At 73.2% G+C, this 24,017-nt stretch carries 21 protein-coding genes and 1 pseudogene; 11 read left to right on the top strand and 11 right to left on the bottom strand.

The features are described from left to right. Nucleotides 1-5 precede the first annotated feature (5 nt). Entirely contained in the window at nucleotides 6-1,487 is a 1,482-nt protein-coding gene (locus ACFY30_RS21295; protein WP_390846731.1) for a LamG domain-containing protein, read from the bottom strand. Nucleotides 1,488-1,528: 41 nt separating this feature from the next. Continuing rightward, nucleotides 1,529-2,227 (bottom strand): GntR family transcriptional regulator, encoded by a 699-nt coding sequence (locus ACFY30_RS21290; RefSeq protein ID WP_390846730.1) that lies wholly within the window; start codon nucleotides 2,225-2,227, stop codon nucleotides 1,529-1,531. A gap of 185 nt (nucleotides 2,228-2,412) precedes the next feature. On the opposite strand from ACFY30_RS21290, the gene ACFY30_RS21285 reads away from it, so the two are divergent. The 6 genes from ACFY30_RS21285 (at nucleotide 2,413) to ACFY30_RS21260 (ending at nucleotide 8,615) form a co-directional block, all read left to right on the top strand. Continuing rightward, nucleotides 2,413-3,894, top strand: a complete 1,482-nt coding sequence (locus tag ACFY30_RS21285) for an NCS1 family nucleobase:cation symporter-1 (protein WP_390846729.1) — start codon at nucleotides 2,413-2,415, stop codon at nucleotides 3,892-3,894. Between the two features lie 14 nt (nucleotides 3,895-3,908). Then, a complete protein-coding gene (locus ACFY30_RS21280) occupies nucleotides 3,909-4,640 on the top strand; it encodes an aspartate/glutamate racemase family protein (protein ID WP_390846848.1) in 732 nt (243 codons plus the stop codon). A 28-nt stretch (nucleotides 4,641-4,668) separates the two neighbouring features. Beyond that, nucleotides 4,669-5,013, top strand: a complete 345-nt coding sequence (locus tag ACFY30_RS21275; protein WP_390846728.1) for a hypothetical protein — start codon at nucleotides 4,669-4,671, stop codon at nucleotides 5,011-5,013. A gap of 41 nt (nucleotides 5,014-5,054) precedes the next feature. Beyond that, entirely contained in the window at nucleotides 5,055-5,786 is a 732-nt protein-coding gene (locus ACFY30_RS21270) for a hypothetical protein (protein WP_390846727.1), read from the top strand. A gap of 586 nt (nucleotides 5,787-6,372) precedes the next feature. Then, entirely contained in the window at nucleotides 6,373-8,247 is a 1,875-nt protein-coding gene (locus ACFY30_RS21265) for an FUSC family protein (RefSeq protein ID WP_390846726.1), read from the top strand. A 191-nt stretch (nucleotides 8,248-8,438) separates the two neighbouring features. Then, the gene (locus ACFY30_RS21260; protein ID WP_390846725.1) at nucleotides 8,439-8,615 is read left to right on the top strand and encodes a hypothetical protein; all 177 of its coding nucleotides are present in this window, start codon (nucleotides 8,439-8,441) and stop codon (nucleotides 8,613-8,615) included. 4 nt (nucleotides 8,616-8,619) lie between these two features. Here the strand turns inward: ACFY30_RS21260 and ACFY30_RS21255 are convergent, their stop codons facing one another. The 3 genes and pseudogenes from ACFY30_RS21255 to ACFY30_RS21245 form a co-directional block, all read right to left on the bottom strand. Further along, complete coding sequence (locus tag ACFY30_RS21255) at nucleotides 8,620-10,509, bottom strand: ABC transporter ATP-binding protein (RefSeq protein WP_390846847.1); 1,890 nt, start codon at nucleotides 10,507-10,509, stop codon at nucleotides 8,620-8,622. Between the two features lie 324 nt (nucleotides 10,510-10,833). Next, nucleotides 10,834-11,274 carry a hypothetical protein gene (locus tag ACFY30_RS21250; protein WP_390846724.1) on the bottom strand — a complete coding sequence of 147 codons (441 nt, stop codon included), beginning with the start codon at nucleotides 11,272-11,274 and terminating at the stop codon, nucleotides 10,834-10,836. Between the two features lie 920 nt (nucleotides 11,275-12,194). Then, a pseudogene (locus ACFY30_RS21245) lies at nucleotides 12,195-12,896 on the bottom strand (ATP-binding protein); the annotation flags it as partial. Nucleotides 12,897-13,165: 269 nt separating this feature from the next. On the opposite strand from ACFY30_RS21245, the gene ACFY30_RS21240 reads away from it, so the two are divergent. From ACFY30_RS21240 to ACFY30_RS21230, 3 genes are all read left to right on the top strand, one after another. Continuing rightward, complete coding sequence (locus tag ACFY30_RS21240; protein ID WP_390655953.1) at nucleotides 13,166-14,026, top strand: helix-turn-helix transcriptional regulator; 861 nt, start codon at nucleotides 13,166-13,168, stop codon at nucleotides 14,024-14,026. Further along, nucleotides 14,027-14,281 (top strand): DUF397 domain-containing protein, encoded by a 255-nt coding sequence (locus ACFY30_RS21235; protein ID WP_057580268.1) that lies wholly within the window; start codon nucleotides 14,027-14,029, stop codon nucleotides 14,279-14,281. A 100-nt stretch (nucleotides 14,282-14,381) separates the two neighbouring features. Then, entirely contained in the window at nucleotides 14,382-15,194 is an 813-nt protein-coding gene (locus ACFY30_RS21230) for an SAM-dependent methyltransferase (RefSeq protein ID WP_390846723.1), read from the top strand. A gap of 49 nt (nucleotides 15,195-15,243) precedes the next feature. Here the strand turns inward: ACFY30_RS21230 and ACFY30_RS21225 are convergent, their stop codons facing one another. The 6 genes from ACFY30_RS21225 to ACFY30_RS21200 form a co-directional block, all read right to left on the bottom strand. After that, on the bottom strand, nucleotides 15,244-15,948 hold the full coding sequence (locus ACFY30_RS21225) for a dual specificity protein phosphatase family protein (protein WP_390846722.1): 705 nt from the start codon (nucleotides 15,946-15,948) through the stop codon (nucleotides 15,244-15,246). A 126-nt stretch (nucleotides 15,949-16,074) separates the two neighbouring features. Then, entirely contained in the window at nucleotides 16,075-17,166 is a 1,092-nt protein-coding gene (locus tag ACFY30_RS21220) for a hypothetical protein (protein WP_390846721.1), read from the bottom strand. Then, complete coding sequence (locus tag ACFY30_RS21215; RefSeq protein ID WP_390846720.1) at nucleotides 17,163-19,367, bottom strand: PEP/pyruvate-binding domain-containing protein; 2,205 nt, start codon at nucleotides 19,365-19,367, stop codon at nucleotides 17,163-17,165. The genes ACFY30_RS21220 and ACFY30_RS21215 overlap by 4 nt, the downstream gene beginning before the upstream one ends. 257 nt (nucleotides 19,368-19,624) lie before the next feature. After that, nucleotides 19,625-21,112, bottom strand: coding sequence for a glutamate synthase subunit beta (locus tag ACFY30_RS21210; protein ID WP_390846719.1), 1,488 nt, complete (start codon nucleotides 21,110-21,112; stop codon nucleotides 19,625-19,627). Nucleotides 21,113-21,206: 94 nt separating this feature from the next. Next, nucleotides 21,207-21,686, bottom strand: coding sequence for a DUF1772 domain-containing protein (locus tag ACFY30_RS21205; protein ID WP_390846718.1), 480 nt, complete (start codon nucleotides 21,684-21,686; stop codon nucleotides 21,207-21,209). Nucleotides 21,687-21,739: 53 nt separating this feature from the next. Beyond that, the gene (locus ACFY30_RS21200; RefSeq protein ID WP_390846717.1) at nucleotides 21,740-22,570 is read right to left on the bottom strand and encodes a DUF2293 domain-containing protein; all 831 of its coding nucleotides are present in this window, start codon (nucleotides 22,568-22,570) and stop codon (nucleotides 21,740-21,742) included. Between the two features lie 146 nt (nucleotides 22,571-22,716). Here ACFY30_RS21200 and ACFY30_RS21195 point away from each other — a divergent pair, with 146 nt between their 5' ends. After that, on the top strand, nucleotides 22,717-23,358 hold the full coding sequence (locus ACFY30_RS21195; RefSeq protein ID WP_390846716.1) for a uridine kinase: 642 nt from the start codon (nucleotides 22,717-22,719) through the stop codon (nucleotides 23,356-23,358). 218 nt (nucleotides 23,359-23,576) lie between these two features. Then, the gene (locus ACFY30_RS21190; protein WP_390655960.1) at nucleotides 23,577-24,011 is read left to right on the top strand and encodes a CBS domain-containing protein; all 435 of its coding nucleotides are present in this window, start codon (nucleotides 23,577-23,579) and stop codon (nucleotides 24,009-24,011) included. Nucleotides 24,012-24,017: the final 6 nt, after the last annotated feature.

The following is a 24,017-nucleotide window of genomic DNA, read 5'->3' as shown; positions in this document are numbered from 1 at the left end:
CAGGCTCACACGATGCGGGCCGCCGACACCGGCCGGTCCGACACGGACCATGTGTTCGTCGACTTGGACGAGTTGACGCTCCACCGGTACCGGGAGAACTCGCCGGTGGCGTCCGAGGCGTAGAACATCATGTGGCCGATGCCGACGCCCTCGAAGTTCTCGCCCGCCACGTCGCTGACCATGCGGGTGTCGGGATACTGAGGGTAGTTGGGCTTTCCGTGGACGCCGTGCGGATCGGAGGTGCAGTCGACCACCTGGACGGCGTACTGGGTCTCCCCGCTGAAGTCCGCTGTCCCGCTGAAGACGCCCTTGACCTCGCGGACCATGACGATGTGCCCGGTGTTGCCCTCGACCTTGCCCAGGTAGTCGACCGCGATCAGATCGCCCGGCCGCAGGTCGGCGACCTTGCGGATGCGCTGGAAGCGGGGGCCGCCGGTGCCGTCGGTGAACGCCTTGCGGTAGTCGGCGGCCTCGGGGATGCGGTCCTGGAAGTACTGGCGGAAGTAGTCGTCCGTGGCCCAGCCGTAGGTGTGCCTCAGCACCCAGGTGAGGAAGGACGAGCAGCGCGCGTGGGCGATCCAGCTCGCCGGGTCGTCGGGCGTGCCCCAGGTGACGGTGGAGGGGGAGTCGACGAGGTAGACGTTGTTGGCCCGCGCGGTCTGCCCGCTGATCAGGGAGATCTCGGCGGCGGTCAGGGCGCGGCCGTAGGCGCGGACGTCGTCGATCGCGCCCTTGAAGCGGTTCACGTACGCGCCGTCCCAGCGGGCCCGGCCGATGTTGAAGCCCTGGGCGGCGGCCCAGGACAGGGGCGCGTCGGCGCTGCTCTGCGGTGCGCCGTCGACGTACAGGTGGATGCGGGCGCCGTCCCAGACGCCGGTCAGATGGGTCCAGGTGCCGGGCGCGGTGACGGGGCCGGCGGCCACCGCCGAGATCTTGACGCTCTGGTCCTCGCTGCGCACCTTGAAGGCCCAGGTGCCGGCGGTGTCGTCGTACTGGAGGAGGAAGCGGCTGCAGCGGGCGCCGTCCTGGCTGACGGCCGTGTACATGCTCGTCAGAACGGCGGGGTCGGCGGTGTCGTCCGACAGACGCACCCAGGCCGACACCGTGAACGGTGAGGTGGTGTCCAGCACGGAGGAGGTGGCGGCGTAGGCTCCGGCGGCCGCGAGGTTCAGTTCGCCGCCGGCGCGCAGGGTGGTCCAGGCTGCGGCGGTGCCGAGGGTGAGGGGCTGTTCCCGGCCGGAGCGGTCGGCGCCGCTGCCGTCCAGCGGCCAGTGCCCGGCGAGGCCGGTGGGCAGATGGCCGGCCGCCAGCAGCCGTTGGTACTGCACCATCCGCTCGGCCTCGACCAGGTGCGGTGCGGTGACCGGGGTGAACGGGGTGTCCAGCGGGGCGTCGGCGGCGGCGCTTCCGGCACCGCCGAGCACGCCGGTCATCGCGCCCGCCCCCACGAGTGCGGCTCCGCTCAACAGCCCACGTCTGCTGACCATTTCCTCTTCTCCTCCCGTTGCGCGTACAGCGTCGGGAGAGTCTATTCGGACGACTGTTCGGTCGGCTGGCCGGGCGACTCCGCGGCGGGGTTCCCGAAGAGGTGTCGCACGCTGGAGCGGTAGTTGGCCTGGACGTGCCGAAGGGCGTGGGCGCGGGCCCGGTCGGGGTCGCCGGAGGCGATGGCGTCGTAGAGCTCGCGGTGTTCGGCGAGGAGCTGGGGCCACTCCTCGTTCTGCCGGGTGAGCCAGCGCATCCGGCCGTCGACGGGCTCCATGACCGAGATCAGCAGACTGTTGCCCGCCATGGCCAGGATGCCGTCGTGGAAGCGGGTGTTGACGTCGGTGATCGTCTCGGCGTCCCCGGCGGCGGTCGCCGCGGCCGCCCGGCCGAGGAGTCCGCGCAGCTCCGCGAGCGCCTCCGGGGTGGCCCGTGAGGCGGCCAGCCCCGCCGCGTAGACCTCCAGCGCCTCGCGCAGTTCGAAGAGTTCCTTGACGTCGTCGGGCGTCAGCCGGCGTACGACGGTGCGGCGCGCCGATTCGAAGAGGACGAAGCCCTCGGAGACCAGCGACCGGATCGCCTCCCGGACCGGTACCCGTGAGACGTCGAACCGCTCGGCCAGTTCGCGCTCGACGAGCCGGTCGCCGGGGCGCAGGCGGCCCGCGATGATGTCCTGCCGCAGGGCGGCCAGGACCCGCTCGCGCACCGCTCCGAGGGGTTCGGTCTTCGCCGTGGAACTCATGGGTGCCATCTTCGCCGACCCGGCGGTGCTTTTACGGAGCCGTAACGGGGCGGACATCGGTCGGAACGCTTGACGAGAGGACCATGGCGGCAGTTTGGTATACCAAACGGTGTCGACCAAACGACTCGGAAAACAGCCCTCCGCCACCCCCCGGCCCCTTCCCGCCCCTCGCTCATGGAGGCCCCGTGTCCCTCGCCGACAGCGCCGAAGCCACCGGCGCACCAGCGTTCGTCCCCGACCCCCGGCTCACCAACGAAGACCTCGCCCCCGCAGGCAAGCGCACCTGGAAGGTCTTCGACCTCTTCGCCCTGTGGATGTCCGACGTCCACAACCTCGGCAACTACACGTTCGCGGCCGGTCTGCTGGTCCTCGGTATGAACGTCTGGCAGGTCTTCACCTCCCTCCTCGTCGGCTTCGTGCTCATCTACGTCGGCATGAACTGGATGGGGAGGATCGGCCAGCGCCACGGCGTGCCCTTCCCCGTCGTCAGCCGCATCAGTTTCGGTGTCTGGGGTGCCAACATCCCGGCCCTCATCCGGGCCGTGATCGCCATCATGTGGTACGGCATCCAGACCTACCTGGCCTCCGTCGCCGTGAACGTGATGCTGCTGGCGGCCTGGCCGGGCCTGGAGTCCTGGACGCACAGCTCCTTCCTGGGCCTCGACGCGCTGGGCTGGGTCTCCTTCGTCTCCCTCTGGCTCGTCCAGGCGCTGATCATCAGCCAGGGCATGGAGTCGGTGCGCAAGTTCCAGGACTTCTGCGGCCCCGCGATCTGGCTGGTGATGATCGCGCTGGCGGTCTGGGTGCTGGCCAAGGCGGACTGGACCATCTCCCTCACCACCACCCCGCATCCGGTCTCCGTCGGAGAACAGTGGCGGCAGTGGTTCGGCGCGATCGGGCTGATCCTCGCCACCTACGGCACGCTGATGCTGAACTTCTGCGACTTCTCCCGCTTCGCGCCCGACCACCGGACGGTGCGGCGCGGCAACTTCTGGGGCCTGCCCGTCAACTCGACCGCGTTCGTGGTCGTGTCGGTGATCGTGACGGCGGGCTCGCTGGAGGTGTTCGGCGAGGCCATCACCGACCCGGCGGAACTGGTCGCCAAGGTCGGCAACACCTGGGTGCTGGTCCTGGCCGCGCTGACCTTCGCCGTCGCCACCATGGGCGTCAACATCGTCGCCAACTTCGTCTCCCCGGCGTACGACCTCGCCAATGTCTGGCCGCAGAAGATCACCTTCAAGGTCGGCGGCATGATCAGCACCGTCGCCGCGCTGGTCGTGACCCCCTGGAACCTCTTCTCCAACCCGACCGTCGTCAACTACTTCCTGGGCGGCCTCGGCGCCTTCCTCGGCCCGCTGTTCGGCGTGATCATGGTCGACTACTACCTGGTCAAGCGAGGCCGCGTCGACGTCGACGCCCTGTTCGACGCCACTCCCGGCTCCCGCTACCACTACCGCAAGGGCGTCAACCCCAAGGCCCTGTGGGCGTTCCTCCCCTCCGCCGCGGTCGCCGCGGTGCTCGCCCTGGTCGAGACCTTCAGCGACGTCGCCCCGTACTCCTGGTTCATCGGCACGGCCCTCGCGGCCGGCCTGTACGTCCTTGCGACCGGCGGCGAGCGCACGGCCGGAGCCGAGGACACCGCCCCCGAGCAGCCCGTGGAGGTCTGAGCAGCGTGCGGAACGTGCGGATCGTCGTCACCAACTGCAACACCACGCAGGAGATGACCGAGGAGATCGTGCGAGGTGCCCGGGCCGCGGCAGGCCCGGGCACCACCGTGACCGGACTGACCCCCGCCTGGGGGCCCGAGTCGGCCGAGGGCTGGCTCGACAGCTATCTCTCCGCCGCGGCGGTCATCGACGGCCTGCGCACCTACGAGGGGCCGCCCTACGACGCCGTCGTCATGGCCGGCTTCGGTGAGCACGGCCGCGAGGGCGTACGGGAACTCGTGGACGTACCCGTCGTCGACATCACCGAGGCGGCGGCCCACCTGGCCTGTCTGCTCGGCCGCCGCTACGGCGTCGTCACCACCCTGGAGCGGTCCTGCGGCCAGATCGAGGACAGCCTGGAACTGGCGGGCGTGGGCCGCAACTGCGCCGCCGTCGTCGGCACCGGCCTGCGCGTCCTGGACCTCGGCTCCGGGGCCGGCGACCGCACGGAGACAGCCTTCCTCGCCGCCGCCGAACGGGCCCGGGACGCGGGCGCCGAGGTGCTGGTCCTGGGCTGCGCCGGCATGACGGGACTGCAGCGGGTGGTGAGCGAGCGACTGGACCTTCCCGTCGTCGACGGCGTCGGAGCGGCGGTGAGGCTGGCCGAGGCGCTGGTGGGCCTGGGGCTGACGACGAGCCGGGCGGGGAGCTTCGCCAGGCCGGTGCCGAAAGGGAGGGTGTGGGGCGCGGGCCGGTACGGCGCATGAAGGGCCGCTCCTTCAGGTGTCCGGCGCCTTGGACGGCGTGCGCTCGGTGCCGCCGTCCGGGAGGGACCGCGCCGCGATCCGCGCCGGCGGTTTGCGCCGCCTGCGCCGCGCCCCCGCCCGCGCGGCGGTGGAGCGCCGGGTCGGGGCGGCCGCGGCGGCCCGGAACCCGGACACGCGGTGCTGGCGGCGCGCGGGGGAGTGGGTGACGAACGAGAAGCGGTTGCTGGAAAGGGCGGGGCTGCGCGGCGTCGACGAACTCGTCGGCCTTCTCGGGAGCGCCGAATCCGGTGAGCTCGTGACCGTCGTCGAAAGGGCGGAGTCCCTCCTCGCGGAATGCGTACGGGCGGCCTCGGAAAAGCACGGCGCCGAATAATCGTTGGAGACAGGAGAGTTGCCGTTGCTACGGTCCTTCTCGTGGCGAAACTCAATCAGATCATCGCAGTCGAGAAGGGCATCAAGTCCAAGGCTCACCAGGACCTGACCGCGGCCCACCACGGGCTGCAGAAGCCCGCGTTGCTGGCCGGCATCTCGCGGACCTACCAGCCCAAGGACGAGGAGGGCGAGCAGCTGCCGCCCGAGTCGACGCGCGTGCAGGTGCAGGCCGAGGACGTGCTGCGGGAGACCGCGGCCACGCTGACCCGGCTGTTCGACGTGACCGCCACCAAGGACTGGGCCAACTGCACGGCCCGCGCGGACGTGAAGGTGGACGGGCGGGTCCTCGTCCCGGACGTGCCCGTCTCCTACCTGCTCTTCCTCGAGAAGCAGCTCGTCGACCTCCATACGTTCGTGCGCAAGCTGCCCGTCCTCGACGCCTCCGAGGCCTGGGTGCGGGACCCCTCCACCGACGCGTGGAAGACCGAGCCGGTGCGGACCCTGCGCACCAAGAAGGTGCCGCGCAACCATGTGAAGGCGGAGGCGACCGACAAGCACCCGGCGCAGGTCGAGGTGTACTACGAGGACGTGCCGGTCGGTTATTGGACGACCGTGAAGTTCTCCGGAGCCCTTCCGGCCCGCCGGATCAATGAAATCCTGGCCCGGGTCGAGAAGTTGCAGCAGGCCGTGAAATTTGCGCGGGAAGAGGCGAATGGCATCGAGGTCGTCGACCAGCGGGTCGGTGACGCGGTATTCGGTTACCTCTTCGAGTAACCATTTCAGACCCCCCGGCCCACTGCGGCCGGGGTGCGCGAGGAGCGCAAGCTGACGCTGAAGCTTGTCGTGACGAAACGGTCCGTACCCCACAGCGTGTCGGGGCGGGACCGCGATGAATCTCAGACTCTCGCTCCAGACTCAGCATTCGCCGCCGATCGCCGGATCGACCGGGCCCAGGGCCCCGGACGTCGAAGTGCCGGTTCAAGTCCGGCCCGCGCAGCTCGATGCGCGGTGGTCCAAAGGCAGGACACGACGACATGAGACTGACCTGGGTCCTCAAGCGTGCCGGCGTGCCACCTGGGCGGCATCGACAGGGGCCGGGGGCAGGCTACGCCTCCGGTCCCGCTCCCGCTTTCCCGCCCTTCCGGCATCAGAAGTGCCGTTCCGGATGTGTTCATCCGTGCCCTTCCGGGAGTTGCGTTCATAAAGAAAGCGGGATTGGTCCAAGCCGTCACCTCACCGAAACGCGACTGCCCCACTTCCTTCAAGGCCACCCCGTACCGTGGACACCACAGCTCACCGCTGACCGCCCCGGCCACCGTCGCCCGAGAGCACACCCCGCCCTCGCCACGACAGGAGCTTCGTGTCCCCGCGTTCCACCGTTGCGCTTCGCACAGTTCTGCCGCCCTGGCTCGCCCACGCCCTGCGCGCCCAGCGCGGGCCCGTCCCGTGGAGTGCCGTCACGCGGGGTGCGCTGGCCGCCGGTCCGCTGCTGCTCGTCGCGGTCCTCGCCGGGCGCGCCTCCCTCGGGGTCGTCGCCGCCATCGCCGCCATGCTGGCCGGAATCAACGACCGGCCCGGCAGCAGGCGGGCCGCCGTCAAGCGGCTCGGAGCGCCCGCGCTCGCCGGAGCGGGCGGCATGCTCGCCGGGACGTACGTCGGGGACCACGTGGGCGCCGTCACGCTGACGGCCGTCCTCACCGGACTGGGGCTTCTCGCCGGCGGGCTGAGCGCCATCGGGCCCGTCGCCTCCGGCGCCGGGACGCAGCTGCTCGTCGCGGCGGCCGTCGGCGCCGGGATGCCGGTGCCGGAGGCCGGCTGGACGCGCGCCCTCGCCTTCGTCGCGGGCGCCGGATGGCTGCTCGCGCTGCGGCTCGCCCTGCCCACGCCCGGCGCGATGACCGGCGACTTCCGCTTCGACGGCGAGCGTGACGCGGTGGCCGGGGTGTACGACGCCGTCGCCGGACTGCTCGACGCCACCGGCACCGGGCACGCCACCGCCCGCCGCGCCGCCCTCACCGCCGCTCTCGACCACGCCCAGGACGCCCTCGCCGGCCCCCGCCTGCGCCGCTGCGCCGGCTCCTCCGCGGAACGGCGACTGCACGCCCAGTACGCCGCCGCCCTGCCCCTCGCCGAGGCCGCGACCGCCCTGGCCTGGGCCGGGGACCCCCTCACCGGACGTGCCGCCGAAGGCCCCCGGCGGCTCGCCGCCGCCGTACGCGAGAACACCCCCAGCGGACCGCTGCCCGCGCCCACCCGGTCCGCGCCCGCCCTGCGCGCCCTCGACGACGCGCTGCTGCACGCCGCGGAGGCCTTCGACCGGGGCGGCGGCGGCGATCTGCACACCCGCCGTCGCAGCGCCCGCGACCTGCTGCGGACCGCGTTCGGAGCCGGCGGACGCGAGTACGGGCTGCGGGTCGCGCTCTGCTTCGGGGCCAGCGCGGCCATCGCCCAGGCCCTGCACCACTCCCACTGGTACGGCCGGCACACGCACTGGTACTGGCTGCCCGCCACCGCCGTCTTCCTCGTCAAGCCCGACCTCGGCCCCCTGGTGTCCCGGGTGCTGTGCCGGGCCGCCGGGACCGTGCTCGGGGCGCTGCTGTTCGCCGGGTTCGCCGCCGTGCTGCCCCGTCCGGAGGGGCTCGTCGCGCTGGTCGCGGTCTGCGGGGCGCTCGTCCCCGTCTCCACCCGGCACTTCGCCGCGCAGACCGCCGTCGTCACCGTGCTCGTGCTGTCCCTCGTGATGGTCGGCGGCGAGCCGCAGGCCTCCGTCAGCCGGATCGCGGAAACCCTGCTGGCCTGCGCGATCGTGCTGATCGTCGGGCATCTGCCGATGCCGGGGGAGCGCGGCGGCCAGGTGCGCGCCCGGCTCGCCGCGGCCGGCGACGCCGCGCAGGCCTACCTCGCCCACGTCCTCGAGGGCTCCGACGACCGAGCGGCCCGCTGGACCCTGCGCCGGGAGGCCTACCGCACCCTCGCCGAGGCCCGTACCGCCATCGCCCTCGCCGCCCACGAACTGCCCGCCCTCGCCCGCCACACGGAGGGCACGGACGAGGTCGCCGCCGTCCTCGAACGCCTCGTCGACACGACCACCGCCTGCGCCGTCCACCTCGACGACACCGGCCGGCTCGCCCCGGGGTACCGGGCCGAGCTCGCCGAACTCCTCGGCGAACTCGCCGTGCGCCGGGACCGCGCGGGACTGACGGCTCCCGTGCCCGTGCTGCCGCTCGCGGTCTAGCGGCCTCGCCCGGTGTCACGACGCGTACGGCTTCCGGCACACCCGGTGCGCGTGATGTTCGGAAAGTGACCGAATGCTCACGGTCCGCCCCGAACCCGTGTCAACTACGTCTCAGTAACGCAACTGGCCGAGCCGCTCGGCCTCCGGACGGCGTTAACTCCTACAAGTACGACGCTTTCTGGAGGTGCGAGATGGTGAACGGGCGAACCGTGCTCGAGTGCTTTCCCGCAGGCGGGCCGCGCGGATCGTGGCCCGCGGAGGAGTTCGCGCACGCACGACGCATGGAGGGGATGGCCGCCGAGGTCGTCATGGACCTCGCGACCGACACGTTCCTGGTGATCGTGCGGGGCGGCGAGGCCGCCGACTGAGCCGTCAGCCGACCTGCGGTGTGGGCAGCTTCTCCGGGACGGCCCGCGCCGGCACCTGCACCGTGAACTGCTCCGCCTGCAGCGCGTACAGCTCCGCGTAGACGCCCCCGCGGGCCAGCAGCTCGTCCGGGGTCCCCGACTCCACCAGCCGGCCCTGGTCCAGGACGTGCACCAGGTCCGCGTGCCGCACCGACGCCAGCCGGTGGGTGATCAGGACGACCGTCTGGCCGGTGCCCGCCAGCGCCCGGATCTTCTCGAACACCTCCAGCTCGGCCCGGGCGTCCAGAGCCGCCGTCGGCTCGTCCACGATCAGGATGTGGCCGCGCCGGTAGGCGGCCCGGGCGATGCCGAGGCGCTGCCACTGGCCGCCGGACAGCTCGTGGCCGCCGCTGAAGTGCCGGGCCAGCAGGGTGTCCAGACCGCGCGGCAGATCCGCGACCACGTCCTCGGCGCCGGCCTCCGCGATCGAGCCGGTCAGCCGTTCCTCGGTCAGCGGCGCCGACGAACGCCCCACCGCCACGTTCACCCGTGCCGTGAACGGCCAGCGCTTGAAGTCCTGCGCCACCATCGCGATGCGCTCGGCCAGTTGGTGCCGGTCCGCGTCCGCCGCGTCCACCTCGTCCCACAGGATCCGCCCTCGGTCCGGCCTGTACAGCCCGGCCAGCAGTTTCACCAGGGTCGTCTTGCCGGAGCCGTTCTCCCCGACCAGCGCGATGATCCGGCCGAGGGGCAGGGAGAGCGTGACGTCGTCGAGGGCGGGCCGCGTCGACTCGCCCGGATAGCCGAACGTGACGTTCTCGAAGTGGATCTCCCGCGGCTCGTCCGGCAGGGCCGCGCCGCCCACCGGGATCGCCCGCTCGGCCGCCTCGACGTACAGACGCTGCAGATCGCCCACGAACAGGGCCTCCTCGTGCAGTTGGTTGACCTCCAGGACGAGGGTGTTCAGGCTCGTGGAGCCGCTGCGGATCGCGATGACCGCGGTGCCCGCGACCGCCAGCGCCATCGTCCCGGTGAGCAGCAGCCCGCCGAGCGTGGCGTACGTCGCGACGGTCGCCAGCCCCGTCCAGGTGGCCGCGATCAGACCGGTCCGGGCGGCGAGCCGGGCCAGCCGGGCCTGTTCCGCCTCCGCGGTCTCCGACATCGCGCGGAAGTGCTTCAGCAGGAACGGGCCGACACCGTGCACACGGATCTCGGGCGCGGCCGCCGGCTCGGTGAGGAGACTGGCGATGAGATGACCCGCGCGCGCGTGCTGCACCCAGGTGTGGAACGACTCGTAGCGGCGCCGGGCGTTCGTCAGGGCGCTCCAGGCGCTGGGCAGGGTCATGGTGACCAGCAGGGGCAGCAGGAGCGGGTGCAGCACCGTCAGCACACCGGCCGCCGCCATCAGCGAGATCATCGCGTTCACCACGCGCGTGCCGTACATGATCATGCGACGGGCGGACGCGGCGCCGTACTGCGCGGTGTCCAGCAGCTTGTGGAAGGCGTGGTCCTCGATCGCGGCCAGCTCCACCACCGCCGCCCGCTCCAGGTACAGCTCGGTCGCCACCCGCTCCACCTTGGGTTCCAGACGCCCCGTCGCATACGTCGACGCGGCCCGCAGCAGCGCTCCGACGAGGAGGACCGCGGCCATGACGAGCAGGGCGGGAAGGGCGCCGCGCAGCCGGTCCTCGATCGGACCGCCGGCGATCAGCCGGCCCAGCACCGAGTTCACCGCGAGCAGGCTCACCGCCTGGGCCGCACCGCGGCCGGTCTCCGCGCCCAGCACGATCCGGGCGGCCCTGGGGTCGGCCTGCCGGGCCAGCCGCAGGCTCGCGGCCAGCAGGGAGGGCAGCCGGGTCACCATGGCGCGGAAGCTCAGCTCGAGGAAGGCGTCGCGGTGCTGGTTCCAGCCCATGTCGTAGCGGAGCGGGCCACCGAAGAGCAGCCGCTCCGACTCGGACACCTCGCGTTCGTCGGGACCGTTCGGTTTGTGCGCCTTCCCCACCTTTTCCGCCTCCCGCGATCGTGGACGAACGGCCACTATCGCGGCAGGGGACGGGTGAGGACAGGGCGCGGGACGCGGAGGAGCGATGCGCGCGGGCGTACGCCCGGGTGCGGGGAGAGCGCACCGCTCGGGGCCCCTGGGTACGCCGGGTCCGCCCGTTCCGGAAGGGGTGCACGAGCGGGGCTGGGAGAGGGCCGGGGAGGTGCGGGAGGCGTCCGCCCGGCCGGCGGTGCTTTACGCGCTGATCGGCCGTGACCAGGTGGGCGTCGTGCCCGTGAGGCGGCACAGGGCCAGGTAGAGGGGGATCGGCGGGGTGTACGGAAGCGTACCGTCCGGTCGGTGGATGAGATCGGGGACGGGCACGGAGTCCGGGACGATCGCCCCCCGTGTGTAGCGCACCGGGGCGGGCCACTCCAGGGCGTAGTCGGAGTCGGACGGGACGAGCCACCACCAGTGCGCCTCGTCGGCGTACACGCAGCCCACGCGGGGCAGTCGGGGCATGAGCAGCGGGCCGATCCCGGCGGGGACGGCCACGGCGTCGCAGCCCAGTGGGGCGGTCATGCCGTCCGGCACGGCGAGACGGCGCGGGGGCTCCGGAGCCGTGCCCAGGCCGCGCCGCACGCGGACGAGGGTGTCGAGGGAGCGCACCGGCCGGAGGCGGGGCGCGCCGCTCATGCCCTCCCTCGCTCTCGGCTTCTTTCGAGCGCGGGCAGCCCGGTGCCGCCCGGCCCGGCACCGCCGCCGGGGAACGGACGTGGCGCGGGGGCCTCGCCGACGGGGGCGGGGGAGTGGCCCGGGACCTGATGGGCCGGGGTGCGGTGCTCGGTGCCGTGCTGGTCCGGGACGTGGCGGTCGAGGGTCCGGTGGTCCGGTGCGCGGTGGTTGAGAGGGGCGTGGCCGAGCGGGGCGTGCGTGAAGGGAGTGTGGTCCAGCGCGTGGTGGCTCGGGCCGTGGTGGTCGAGGACGCAGAGGTCGGGCACGTGCTGGTCCGGGCTGCGCCGGTCCGGACCGAAGGGGTTGAAGGCGCGGTGGTCCGGGCCGAGGGCCCCCAGGGTGCGGGGGTCCGGGACACGCGGGCTCGGTCCCTGGCGTTCCGGGGCGTGGGACTGCGGCGCGTGCAGGTCCCGGTCGGCGGTGCCCTGGGGGTGGTGAGCCGTGTCGCGGTGACGCGTGGCGGGGGAGGCGGCGGCGCCGTCGTGATCCGGTGCGTGTCGCTGCGGCGCGTGCTGGTCCGCGCGGTCCCTGCCGAGGTGCTCCGGGCCGTGGTTGCGCTGGGGTGCCACCTGCGGAGATCGGGTGCCGGGCTCCGGGGCGGGGTGGGCCTGACGGCCGGCGTGGGTCCCGGGCTCCGGGGCGGGACGGGCCGGCCGGGCCGCGTGGGTCCCGGGCTCCGGGGCGCCCTGCGGGGTGGGGCCGGCGGTGCGGACCGTGCGGGGGGCCGTCCCGGGGGCGTCGTGCGAGGTCGGGCGTATCAACTCGGCCGCGTACGCCTCCGCCGCGCCGTGTGAGGGCGTCGGGGGTGTCGCACGCGTCTCCGTCCCCGCCGTGCGGTCGTGCGGGTGGCCCACCCGGGGCGCCGGTGCCTCGCTCCGCCCCGCCCGCAGGGACTGCTCCGCGGGCTCGTCCTCGTCCTCGGAGCCGTCGGCGGGGCCGGGCTGGGGGCGGGCGCCCCAGCCGAGGTCGTCGCGCGGCTCCGCGGGGTCGCGGACCGGGTCGGCGCTCGCGCTGTCACCGGCCTCGGCGGGCTCGGCGGCCTCGCCGGGCGCGTCGGCACCGCGCGGCAGGTCCGCCCAGACCAGCAGGCCGGAACCGTGCTCCTGGGCGCCCCAGGACTGACAGAGGGCCTCGACGAGGAGCAACCCCCTCCCGTGCTCCTCCTCGGGGCGCTGCGGAGAGGGATGCGGGTCGTCGGGAGAGCAGCCCTGGTCCCGCACGGCTATGCGCACCACGTCGCCGCTGTCGAGCAGCTCGCACACGACGATGTCGCTGGCCGTGTGCACGATCGCGTTGGTGACCAGTTCGGATATGACGAGCAGCGCGGTGTCGCAGGTGTCCTCGCACACCGACCAGCCGGTCAGCCGCGCCCGTGCCAGGCGTCTGGCCTGGGCGGGGGAACCCGGGTGGGCGGCCAGCTCGAAGCGGAACCGGCGCTCGGCAGCGGCCTGGTCGGGGCCGGCTCCCTCCCCCACTCCCGAACCGACTCGAGCGGGGATACCCCCATCGGCGGCACCGAGACCCTGGGGGTGGCCTGCGGCGGCGTCTGTTCCTAAGGGCGCGGACGGAATCACGCTTGCCACTATCGCCCCGCCGTGAACACTTGGCAAGTGTCACTCTGAAAAATGCAGAGTGCTGTGTGACGTAGTGGAACGCCGTGGCACACTGCTCGCAACAGCACGTTGAGCGGCGCCAGTTGGGATCGCCGAAGATCCGTACATAGTCGTACAGGTCTTCGAATGGGTCTTCGAATGGCGCCGTAAGGCTTGTCAGGATTCGTTTCGGTACCGGCCGGTCGGGGCCCAGTGCGGCCAAGGCGACCGGCCTGCCGGGCTCTTCGTGGAGGTGGAGCGTGAGCGAACCGCGGTCCGCGCCGACCGTCGGACAGGTCGTCCTCGGCCGGCGCCTGCTGGATCTGCGGGAACGCGCAGGGCTCAAGCGCGAGGAGGCGGCCCGAATCCTCCGCGTCGCACCCGCCACCGTCCGCCGTATGGAGATGGCCGAGGTCGGCCTCAAAATTCCGTACCTCCAGCTGCTGCTGAAGGCGTACGGCGTCACCGACGAGGAGGCGGACGGGTTCGTGCAGTTGGCCGAGGAGGCCAACAAGCCCGGCTGGTGGCAACGGTTCCACGACGTCCTGCCCGGCTGGTTCTCGATGCACGTCAGCCTGGAGGGCGCGGCCGCCCTGATCCGCCAGTACGAACCGCACTTCGTCCCCGGTCTGCTCCAGACCGAGGACTACGCGCGTGGCGTCCTGAGGTCCGGTGCCATCGGCCAGACGCGGCCGGAGGACATCGAGGGTCTCGTCGCCCTGCGCATGCAACGCCAGGAACTGCTCACTCGTCAGGACGCGCCCCGGTTGTGGGTCGTGATGGACGAGACGGTGCTGCGCCGCCCGGTCGGCGGCCCGGAGGTGATGCGCGCGCAGATCGACAAACTGCTCGAGGCGACGAAGCTGCCCAATGTGACGCTGCAGGTCGCCCCGTTCGCGGGCGGGCCGCACCCCGGCACCTACGGGCCCTTCGTGCTGTTCCGATTCGCCATGCCGGAGCTTCCGGACATGGTCTACAGCGAGTACCTGACCGGCGCCGTCTATCTCGACGCGCGCTCCGAGGTGGCGACCCACCTCGAGGTCATGGACCGCATGGCGGCGCAGGCCGCTACTGCACATCGCACGAAGGAGATCCTCAGGGATTTCCGCAAGGAGCTGTGAATGGATCGCATCAAGCCGCGCAAACGGGTCTACAACGGCATGCCCGCGCGGGACTTGGGCAGCGAAGGCTGGCACAAGCCATGGAGCGGGGGCAACGGCGGCAACTGCCTGGAGGCGATGAAGCTCGCCGACGGCAGGATCGCCGTCCGGCAGTCGACCGACCCGGACGGTCCGGCGCTGATCTACACCACCGACGAGATGACGGCGTTCATCGAGGGCGCCAAGGCGGGGGAGGCGGACTTCCTGCTGTCGTGACCCGGCTGCCCTGTACCTTGCCTTTCGATGGTCGTCTTTTCGTTCAACTTCCCTATTTCGGTGCTGACTTGATTACTCGTTGTGTTTTACGGAGGGCCTCATGACCGGGCAGGAACCCACCCCCGGCGTCCAGATCGACACCAGCAGACCCCATCCGGCGCGGATGTACGACTGGTACCTCGGCGGCAAGGACAACTACCCCGTCGACGAGGCGATGGGCCGCCAGATGCTCGCGCTCGACCCGCGCGTGCCGGTGATGGCACGAGTCAACCGCGCCTTCATGCACCGCGCCACGCGCTGGCTGGCCGGGAACGGTGTACGCCAGTTCCTGGACGTCGGCACGGGCATCCCGACCGAGCCCAACCTGCATCAGGTCGCCCAGGGGATCGCACCGGACGCCCGGGTGGTCTACTGCGACAACGACCCGATCGTGCTGGCCCACGCGGCGGCCCTGCTGCGCAGCACGCCCGACGGCGTCACGGAGTACCTGCAGGCGGACGTCCGGGACCCGGCCGCCATCGTCGAAGGGGCCGGGAAGATCCTGGACTTCAGCCGGCCGGTGGCCCTGTCGCTGGTCGCGCTGCTGCACTTCGTCTCCGACGAGGACGGCGCCCACGAACTCGTCGGACGGCTGCTCGCCGAGCTACCCTCGGGCAGCTACCTGATGATGACCCACGCCACCGCCGACTTCACCCCGGAGGAGTCCGCGGCGGCCACCGAGAAGCTCAGGGCGGCGGGCGTCACGCTGGCCCTGCGCTCCCGCGAGGAGTTCAGCCGGTTCTTCGACGGCCTCGACCTGGTCGACCCGGGCGTGGCGGTCGTCCCCGACTGGCACCCCGAACTCGGCGAACCGGTCCCCGGTCAGGACGACGGGGTCATCCCGGGCTACGGGGCGGTCGCCCGCAAGCCGTGATCCCGCGCGGGCCGGCGGGCCGGCGACGGCCTGGCCGGGGCCCGTGAGGTCAGAACCAGGTCAGCATCCGCCGTGGGGCGTCCACCAGACGGCTCACGGCGACGACCGGCAGCGGCGGCTGCTCGGCCTCGGTGCGTTCGAGGTGCAGCCCGTAGTAGATCTGCTCGATCGACGGCGGTCCGACCGCGAGGTTGCGCCGGACCGCCCCCGACGCGGACTCCTGTCCCGTCTCCACGAGGTACGCGGCCGCCATCGTGCCGGTGCGGCCCACTCCGGCGCCGCAGTGCACGAACACCTTCCCGGGTCCCTGCCCGACGGTCGCGAGGAACCGCTTCACCTGCTCGGGCCGCGGTGTCTGTCCGTCACGGATGGGCAGGCGTACGACGTTCAGACCGGCGTCACGGGGGTGGGCGAGCTGAGCCGCGCTCAGGTCCTCGGCGCGCAGGTCGATGACGGTGGTGAAGCCCAGGCCCGCCAGTGCGCGGTACCCGGCAGGGGAGGGGGCCGCACCGCGCCACAGCCGTCCCTCGGTGCCCACCGGCTGGAAGTTGTGGATGCCCTGCACCGTCCGCGTGCCCGCGGGTGCGGAGGTCTCCTCACGGGCCCAGTACGACAGAGCCGCGATGCCGCCGGCGCCGGCGGCCCAGAGGGCGACGTACCCGATGACCAGGGCGATCAGGACGCGCAGCGCCCGCCGTGGGAGGGGACGCTTGCGCAGGGCAGGGGTGGGCAGGGCAGCGGTGAGAACAGCCATGGGCGACCAGACGGTAGGGGACGTGGACGCGCTGCCAAGGGTAGCCCGGGTGCCCCCTGAGAGTCTTGTCCGTGTACGTGTGCATATGCGCACCACACGGCGGTCCGCGCGTCACCCGGTGTCCGATCAGCCGTCCTCCGCGTCCGCGTCACCGATCCCGACCACCGTGAGATGGGCGCGTTCCAGCGTCGCGTCCTCCAGGCAGCCGGTGAGCCGCAGCCGGTCGTGTTCGGTGAGCGCGGGCCGTACGGTCCCGGCGAAGAGACCGTCGCCGAGGTCGCCGAGGGCCGCGTGGCGCAGCGGCACGGAGGTGGAGTCCCGGCAGCGCTCCCAGACCTGCTCGGCGGCCAGGGTCCTGCGCGCGGCCGTCATGTCCGGTCCCCGTATGTCGACCCGGACGATCACGGAGGTCGCCCTGTTCCTGTTCTCCGCCTCCTCCCGGGTCTGCGTGAGCTCGGCGATCCCCACCACCGTCCCCGCGAGCAGGGCGGCGCCGACGGTCCCCACCACGGCCACGCGTGCGGTGCGGCCACGGGAGGGCGGCGAGCTGCCGGGCAGCGGCAGGTCCTCCAGGTCGAGGGGGGCGTAGGGGTGGGGGGCGTACGGGTCGTAGGGGTCGTACGAGGCGTACGGGTCGTGGGGGCCGTAGGGGCCGAGCGAGCCGTTGCGGTCGCGGATGCCGTGGCCGCTGTCGTGGCTGTCGTAGCCGTCGTGGCCGCCGTGCGTGCCGCTGAGGGCATGGCGGTGGGCGGGGCCTTCGGGGTCGGGTGCGGTCAGGACCGCCAGCCGCCCTGCCAGCCGGTGTTCCGCCGGACGTGCGGTCGCGGAGGCGATCCGCTGGACCACCCAGGCCAGCCCCGACAGCAGTACGCCGGTGACCATGAGGACCGGCACGAAGACGTAGGTACGGTCCGCGGGGTCCGCCAGCCACCGGAAGCGGGCCTCCTCCAGCTCGGCGGGAGTCTGCCGGAGCCGGGCGTGGACGTCCTCGTGCCGTGCGTCCTGTTCCCGCTGCCGCCGGTCCGTGTCGCGCAGTCGCTGCTCGATCCTGGTCAGCCGCCCCAGCAGGACGACGCCGAACAGCATCACCTCCACGACCAGCAGCAGCACCCCGCAGATCAGGGCCCGCTGCCACTGCCACCAGTACAGGTAGACGACGAGGTAGGTGGCCGCCCCGGCGGCGGCCAGGCCGGCGAGGACGAACGCGACTCTCCTCATGGCGCCTCCCCCGGTCGTACGTCTCCCGTGGTCCCGTCGACCGTGAGCCGCGCCCCGGACGGGAAGCGGCGTACGGCGTCCGTGGCGCCGACGACCGCGGGCAGGCCGAACTCCCTCGCCAGGACCGCCAGGTGGGACAACGGGCTGCCGGTCTGCGCGACCAGGCCGGTGAGGCCGGGCAGCAGGGGGGCGAGCGCGGGGTCCAGGGTGCGCACGACGAGCACCGGATCCTCGGGCCGGGGGCCCGTCCCGTCCCAGACCGTCCCGACCGCACGGCCCCCGGACACGCCCCGTCCGCCGTGACCGTCATGGTGCTCGGCGACCACGACCCCGCCCTCCGTCAGCCGGAAGACGTCCGGCAGCGGTGGCGACGCGGGGCGGGGCACGCGCGCGTGGACGTCGTCCGGCAGCGCGCCGCCGTCGAGCGCGGCGCCGAGTTCGCGCCAGCGCAGCAGCGCCGCGTCCGCCACCTCGACTCCCACCCGCGGCGCCGCCTCCCGCACCAGCCGGACCTGCAGCTCCTGCACCCAGCGGATCCGCAGCCGGAGGGCCTCGCGGGGCGGGAGCGCGGGGGCGCCGGCGGGGAGGGGGACGCCCGGGGCGGTGACGGCCGTGAGGGAGGTGCCGGTGCCGGGCGGTCCGCCGTTGTGGCGGCTCCGGTCGACGGCGGTCCGCCCCGGTGCCTCTGTCACTGCCGTCTCCGTCTCCGTCTCTGTCCCCGTCTCCGGCCCTTCCGGCGCAGGCGCCCGTGCCGGGGGTGGCCGTCCCCGGTCCAGGAGGCTCGGTGCGGTGAGGGCCAGGATCACCGGGTGCGCGGCGGTCGCGCGGTCGTCGGACAGGCCCCGGGCGCGGGCGGCGGCGCGGGCGGCGAGTGCCGTTCCGGCCGCGGTGCGGCTCCTCGGGGGTTCGCGCAGGAGGGCGCCCGCGAGGGTCTCCTGGGCGTGCAGCGACACCAGGACCCTGCGGGTCCAGCGCAGCTCCGCGGCGAGGACGGGGGCGGGCAGCCCGGCCGGCGGGGGGATGCGGGCCAGCCGGCGGTCGACGTCCGCCGCCAGGTCCATGGCCAGACCCGGGAGCGCCGCGGCCAGCCGCCCCACCCGCCAGGCCGCTGCGAACCGGCGCGCTCCCGGCGCCGGATTGAGCAGCGCGAGCCACCGGTGCGCGGGCGCGACCGCGCCGAGCAGGCGCAGATCGGCGGCCGCGCGCCCACCGACCGTCGTGACCACCGGCACCGTCCGCAACAGCCGACGCGGTGCGCTGCCCGCGATGTCGAGCGCGGCGGCGAGCCCGCGGGCCATGGGAGTCACCCACAGGTCTTCCTCCAGCGGCGTCAGCAGGCCGGGCAGTGTCTCGGCGACCGGTCCGGGCCCGAGCAGCCGCGCCCCGCGCGGCGGCCGTACCGCCATCGCCGTGATGGGGCGGCTCTGGAACAGCCACAGCCGGCCGTCGGCGTCGAAACCGAACTCGATGTCCTGCGGCCCGCCGAAGACCTTCCGGGCCCGCCGCGCGAGCCTCGCCAGCCGGACCAGCTCCGCGCGCGTGAGCAGCGGCTTCGCCCGTGCGGCCTCGGTCCGCAGCAGCAGACCGTGCCCGCTCAGCCAGTAGTTGGTACCGGCCTGCGCCCCGCTGACCAGGCTGTCCGGGCCACCGCGCACCGCGCTCACCAGCATCCGGTCGGCCCGCCCCTCGACCGGGTCGGCACCGAACAGCACCCCTCCGACACGCGCCGTGAGCATCGGCTGCACGAGCACCGCCATGGGCGCCGTGGGCCCGTCCGGCCGGTGCGCCGAGTCGAGCACGCTCCGCACCGCCGCACGGAAGGCGGGCCAGCCGCGTACGTCGAGCACGGAGACGAACCGGCCGGCCAGCGAGGACTCCTCGGTGTCCTCCTGCGGCGACGAGGAACGTACGACGAGCGGGCGGGCCCCGCCCTCCGAGAGCTCGTCCCAGGCCCGCCAGAGGGCCACCGGATGGCCGCCCGCGCGGTGCGGGATCACGAATCCGGGGAGGACGGGCAGTCCGGCGCGGGCGGCGCGGGCGAGGTTCGCGGCCTTGGATCCCGCCCGTCCGGGGATCGCGGCGCCGGGCTCCCGCAGAGGGACGGTGGCCGGGCCGTGGGCCGCCACCGGGCCGAGGGTGACCTCGTCCCGTGGGCCTTCCCCGCGGGCGCCTTCTCCGTGACGTTCGTCGAGCGTCGTCATCGACACCCTCCAGGACCGACCGCCAACAGGGGGGACGCGCGGGGCCGGACCCTGCGCCTGACGGCGGAACGAAGGACGGGGCGGGCCGCTGCCGACCCGGATCAGGACACGGCGACAGCACACCTCCTGTTCCGATGATTCCACCGCTGTGCCGATCCCTGTAGCCCGTAAGCCACTTTTAGGACATTAGTGGGGCATAAATGCGGAGAATCGGCGCGAGACCGTCAGGCCTGTCACCTCGTCGCCGAGGGCGCGCCCTAGACGCTCATGGGCCGGTCGTGCGGCGAGATGGGAGCCGGCAGCCGCGAACTGCCCGACAGGTGGCGGTCGACGGCCGCCGCGACCGCGCGCCCCTCCGCGATCGCCCACACGATCAGCGACTGTCCGCGCGCCGCGTCCCCGGCGGCGAACACCCCGGGGACGTTCGTCGCGAAGCCGGCGTCCCGCGCGATCGTGCCGCGCGGTTCCAGCGCCAGTTCCAGCTGGTCCACGAGCCCGTCCTCGCGGTCGGGCCCGGAGAACCCCAGCGCCAGCAGGACCAGGTCCACGGGCAGCGCCCGCCCGCTGCCCGCCACCGGCCGGCGCAGCGCGTCGACCTCGACGAGGTGCAGTGCGCGCACCTGCCCGCCCTCGTCGCCGGTGAAGCGGAGCGTGGAGGCGGCGAACAGGCGCGCGTCCGCGTCGGCCGCCGGCGCGCTGCGCAGGTCGCGCGCCTCCTCGTGCGCGGCCGACAGCCGGTAGATCTTCGGGTACGTCGGCCAGGGGTCGATGTCCTCGTCGCGGTCCACGCCGGGCTGGGCGTAGATGTCCAGCTGGGTCACCGAGGCCGCGCCCTCGCGGACCGCCGTCCCCAGACAGTCGGCTCCGGTGTCGCCCCCGCCGACGATCACGACGTGCTTGCCGGCGGCGGACAGCGGCGAGACCTCCAGATCTCCCTCGCACACCCGGTTGGCCAGCGGCAGGTACTCCATCGCCTGGTGTATTCCGGTCAACTCGCGCCCCGGAACGGGCAGCTCCCGCCAGGCCGTGGCCCCGGTGGCGATCACCACCGCGTCGTAGCGGGCCCGCAGCTCCGCGGCACCGACGTCCCGGCCGACCGCCGTCCCCGTACGGAACCGGGTCCCCTCGGCGCGCATCTGCTCGATCCGCCGCTCCAGATGGTGCTTCTCCATCTTGAACGCGGGGATGCCGTACCGCATCAGACCGCCGATCCGGTCGTCCCTCTCGTACACGGCGACCGTGTGCCCGGCCCGGGTCAGCTGCTGCGCCGCGGCCAGCCCGGTCGGTCCGGAGCCGATCACCGCCACGGTCTTCCCCGAGAGCCGGTCCGGCGGCCGGGGCGGCGTGAACCCCTCCTCCCAGGCCCGGTCGGCGATCGCCACCTCGACGTTCTTGATCGTCACGGCGGGCTGGTTGATGGCGAGGACGCACCCCGCCTCGCACGGCGCCGGACACAACCGCCCGGTGAACTCCGGAAAGTTGTTCGTGGCGTGCAGCCGGTCGCTCGCCGCCCGCCAGTCCTCCCGCGACACCAGGTCGTTCCACTCCGGGATCAGGTTGCCGAGCGGACACGCGTCGTGACAGAAGGGGATGCCGCAGTCCATGCAGCGGTCGGCCTGCTTGCTGATGACGGGCAGAAGGGCCCCGGGGACGTACACCTCGTCCCAGTCCCGGACCCGCTCCTCGACCGGCCGCCGGGGCCAGTCCTGGCGGGGCGTGGTCATGAATCCCTTGGGATCGGCCATGGGCGTCTTCCTTGCGTACGCGTGGACAGGCCGAGCGTCATCGGGCGGCACTCTTTCGGCCACGATACGTCCCGCCGGCCACCCGCGCAGAGAGTCAGAGCAGGGCCAGCGCGTACACGATCGCCGCCGCCACCGAGGCGATCGCCCGCACATGGTTCCACCGCGTCCACTCGCGCACGTACGTCGGCCAGTACGTGACCGCCTCGGGCGTGTCCGGCTCCAGCTTTCTCAGCGCCTCGTTGCGCGGCACGTTCGCCGTCACCGTCACCCCGAACGCACCGACCAGATACAGCGCGCTGCCCAGCAGCAGCGGGATCCTGCCCTCGTCCGGCCACAGCAGGAACGTCACCACGGCGATTCCCGCGCACAGCCCCGCCGAGCCGAGGAACAGCGCCATGAACGCCGGGGTGATCGCCGAGGAGTTGATCGCCCGCATCGCGGCGACGCCCTGCGCGGGCGGCAACGCGGCGAGACCCCGCATCACCAGCACCGAGAAGGCACAGAACACCCCCGCCATCAGCCCCGTCGCGAGTACTCCCAGCAGCGCGAGCATCGGATACGGCCCTTCTGCCATCGACGTCAACTCCCCGTGTCGTGCGCAGATCCTGCCCGGTCGGATCAGTCACCTCAAGTGAAATCCCGTACCTGCCCGGTGACCGCGGCCGGGACGGGGGAGGTCATGTGCGGTCGCCTCCCGGTGGTCGGGCGGCAGCCCTGTGCGGCGGTCCCGGCGTCTTCCGGCGAGCCGGCCCCCGTGCCTTCGGGCGAGCCGGCGCCGGTGCTCTCCCGCCATTCCCGCAGCCTTCGCTCCGTCCGCGCGGCGATCCGCCGCCTCGCCTCGTTGCGCGGCACGCCGCCCATCAGCAGGTCGTCGTACGGCGTGTCCAGATGCCGTACGGACGCCGCGACCGCCGAGACGACCGCGCCCTCGGACAACGCCCGCCCGGCCGCGCTGCGCCCCACCCGCCCGCTGCCCCGCACCGAGGCGTGCGCCGCGATCTCCCCGGCCCGGTCCGCCGGGCAGCCGGGGAACAGCCGCAGGATCTCCGCCGCGAAGGCCTGCGTGAACCGCTCGTCCTGCGCGGCCCGCCGCCGCGCGTCCCGCAGCCGGCGCCGCCGCCGCGCCTCGGCGTCGGCCAGGCACCGCTCCTCGGCCCGGGCGAGTCCCGCCTCCTCGACCAGGACGCCCTGCCGTTCGTACCGCCCCTTGCGCCGGTTGAACCGCACCACCACCGCCGAGAGCGTGCTCTCCTCCCTCGACCTGCGCGTCAGTGCCGTGTCGCCGCGCGGCAGGAACACCAGGTGCCCCAGATCGGCACAGTCCAGGCAGCGCGGGCCGCCCTCGTCCAGGACCAGCATCGGCTGCGGTCCCCGGCGGCACCCGGCACAGTGCCTGCGCCGAAGCGGCTGTACGACGAGGAGCCCGGTGCGGGACGGGGGAGTCGTGACTGCTGCCATGAGGGCTTCATTCCCGCCGGTGGGCGCGGTATCCAGCACCGCGTGGTCAGGGGCTCCGGTCCGCCCGTCCCTGCGGGCCCGGTGCGCACGGGACGTGGCCCCGTGCACGAGGACCCCGGCGCGCCCGGGCCGGCGCCTGACGCATCATGGGCCGTGTGCGACTCGAAGCGATCACCTGGGAACGGCTCGGCGACCTTCTCGCCGAGCGGCTGCTCGACCTGAAGCCGGCGGACGGCAGCCCGTGGCCCCGCGTCGCCTTCGACGGAGCTCCGGCGGCCCGCCCCGGAGACCTCGCCGCACGCGTCGCGGAAGCACTGCGGATACGAGGCCGCGCGTCCCGTGTCGTCGACGCGCACGGCTTCCTGCGCCCCGCCTCCGTTCGACTGGAGTACGGCCATCACGACGTGGAGGCCTACTCCAGCGGCTGGTTCGACACCGGCGCCCTCTGGCGCGAGGTGTTCGGCCCCCTCGAACCCGGCGGCGACGGACGGATCCTCCCCGACTTCTGGGACCCCGCCACCGACCGCGCCACGCGCAGCCCCTACGTCCGACTCCCGCCCGGCGGTTTTCTGTTGCTGCACGGCCCCCTCCTGCTGCGGCACTGGTTCCCGTTCGACCTCACCGTCCATGTCCAGCTCTCCCCGGCCGCCCTGCGCCGGCGCACCCCGGAGGCGGACCAGTGGACTCTGCCCGCCTTCGACAGCTACGCCGAGGAGACCGACCCGGCCGCCACGGCCGACGTCCTCGTCCGGGCGGACGATCCGCGCCATCCGGCGTGGGGCGGGTGAGCCGGTCCCGGGGGGGCGGGCGATCCACCACGCCCTGGCGTCATCCCCTCCGCCAGGCGGCGGACCGCTTCTGCCCGTCCCCGCCGTGCGGTTGCGACCCGGGCGCCGGACGCAACCGGTGAGATGCGGGTGTCCGCAAGCCCGACGAGAATGGAGAGGCCGCCGGGACCAGCGGTGCTCCCCGCGCCGCGCCGGCCGTCCGGCACCGGGAGGTATCCATGACCACAGCCGGAGACATCATGCACCGGGGCGCCCGCTGGATCCCCGTTCACGAAACACTCGACCGCGCCGCACAGTTGATGCGCGAACTCAATGTCGGAGCCCTGCCGATCAGCGACGAGAACGAGCGGCTCTGCGGCATCCTCACCGACCGCGACATCGTCGTCGGCTGCGTGGCCATGGGCCGCGACCCGTCGAGGGTCACCGCGGGCGAGATGGCCCAGGGCACCCCGCGCTGGATCGAGGCGAGCGCCGACGTCGGCGACGTGCTCCGCGAGATGCGGGACCACCAGATCCGCCGGCTGCCCGTCATCGAGAACAAGCGCCTGGTGGGCATGATCAGCGAGGCCGACCTCGCCCGGAACCTGAGCGAGGACCAGATCGCCTCCTGGGCCGAGAGCGTCTACGCCACGACCGGCTCCACCCCGTACTGACGTCCC

The sequence above is a fragment of the Streptomyces sp. NPDC000345 genome, from assembly GCF_042898825.1.
In the GTDB taxonomy this organism is placed as follows: Bacteria; Actinomycetota; Actinomycetes; order Streptomycetales; family Streptomycetaceae; genus Streptomyces.
This window is presented reverse-complemented; position numbering and strand designations above follow the sequence as displayed.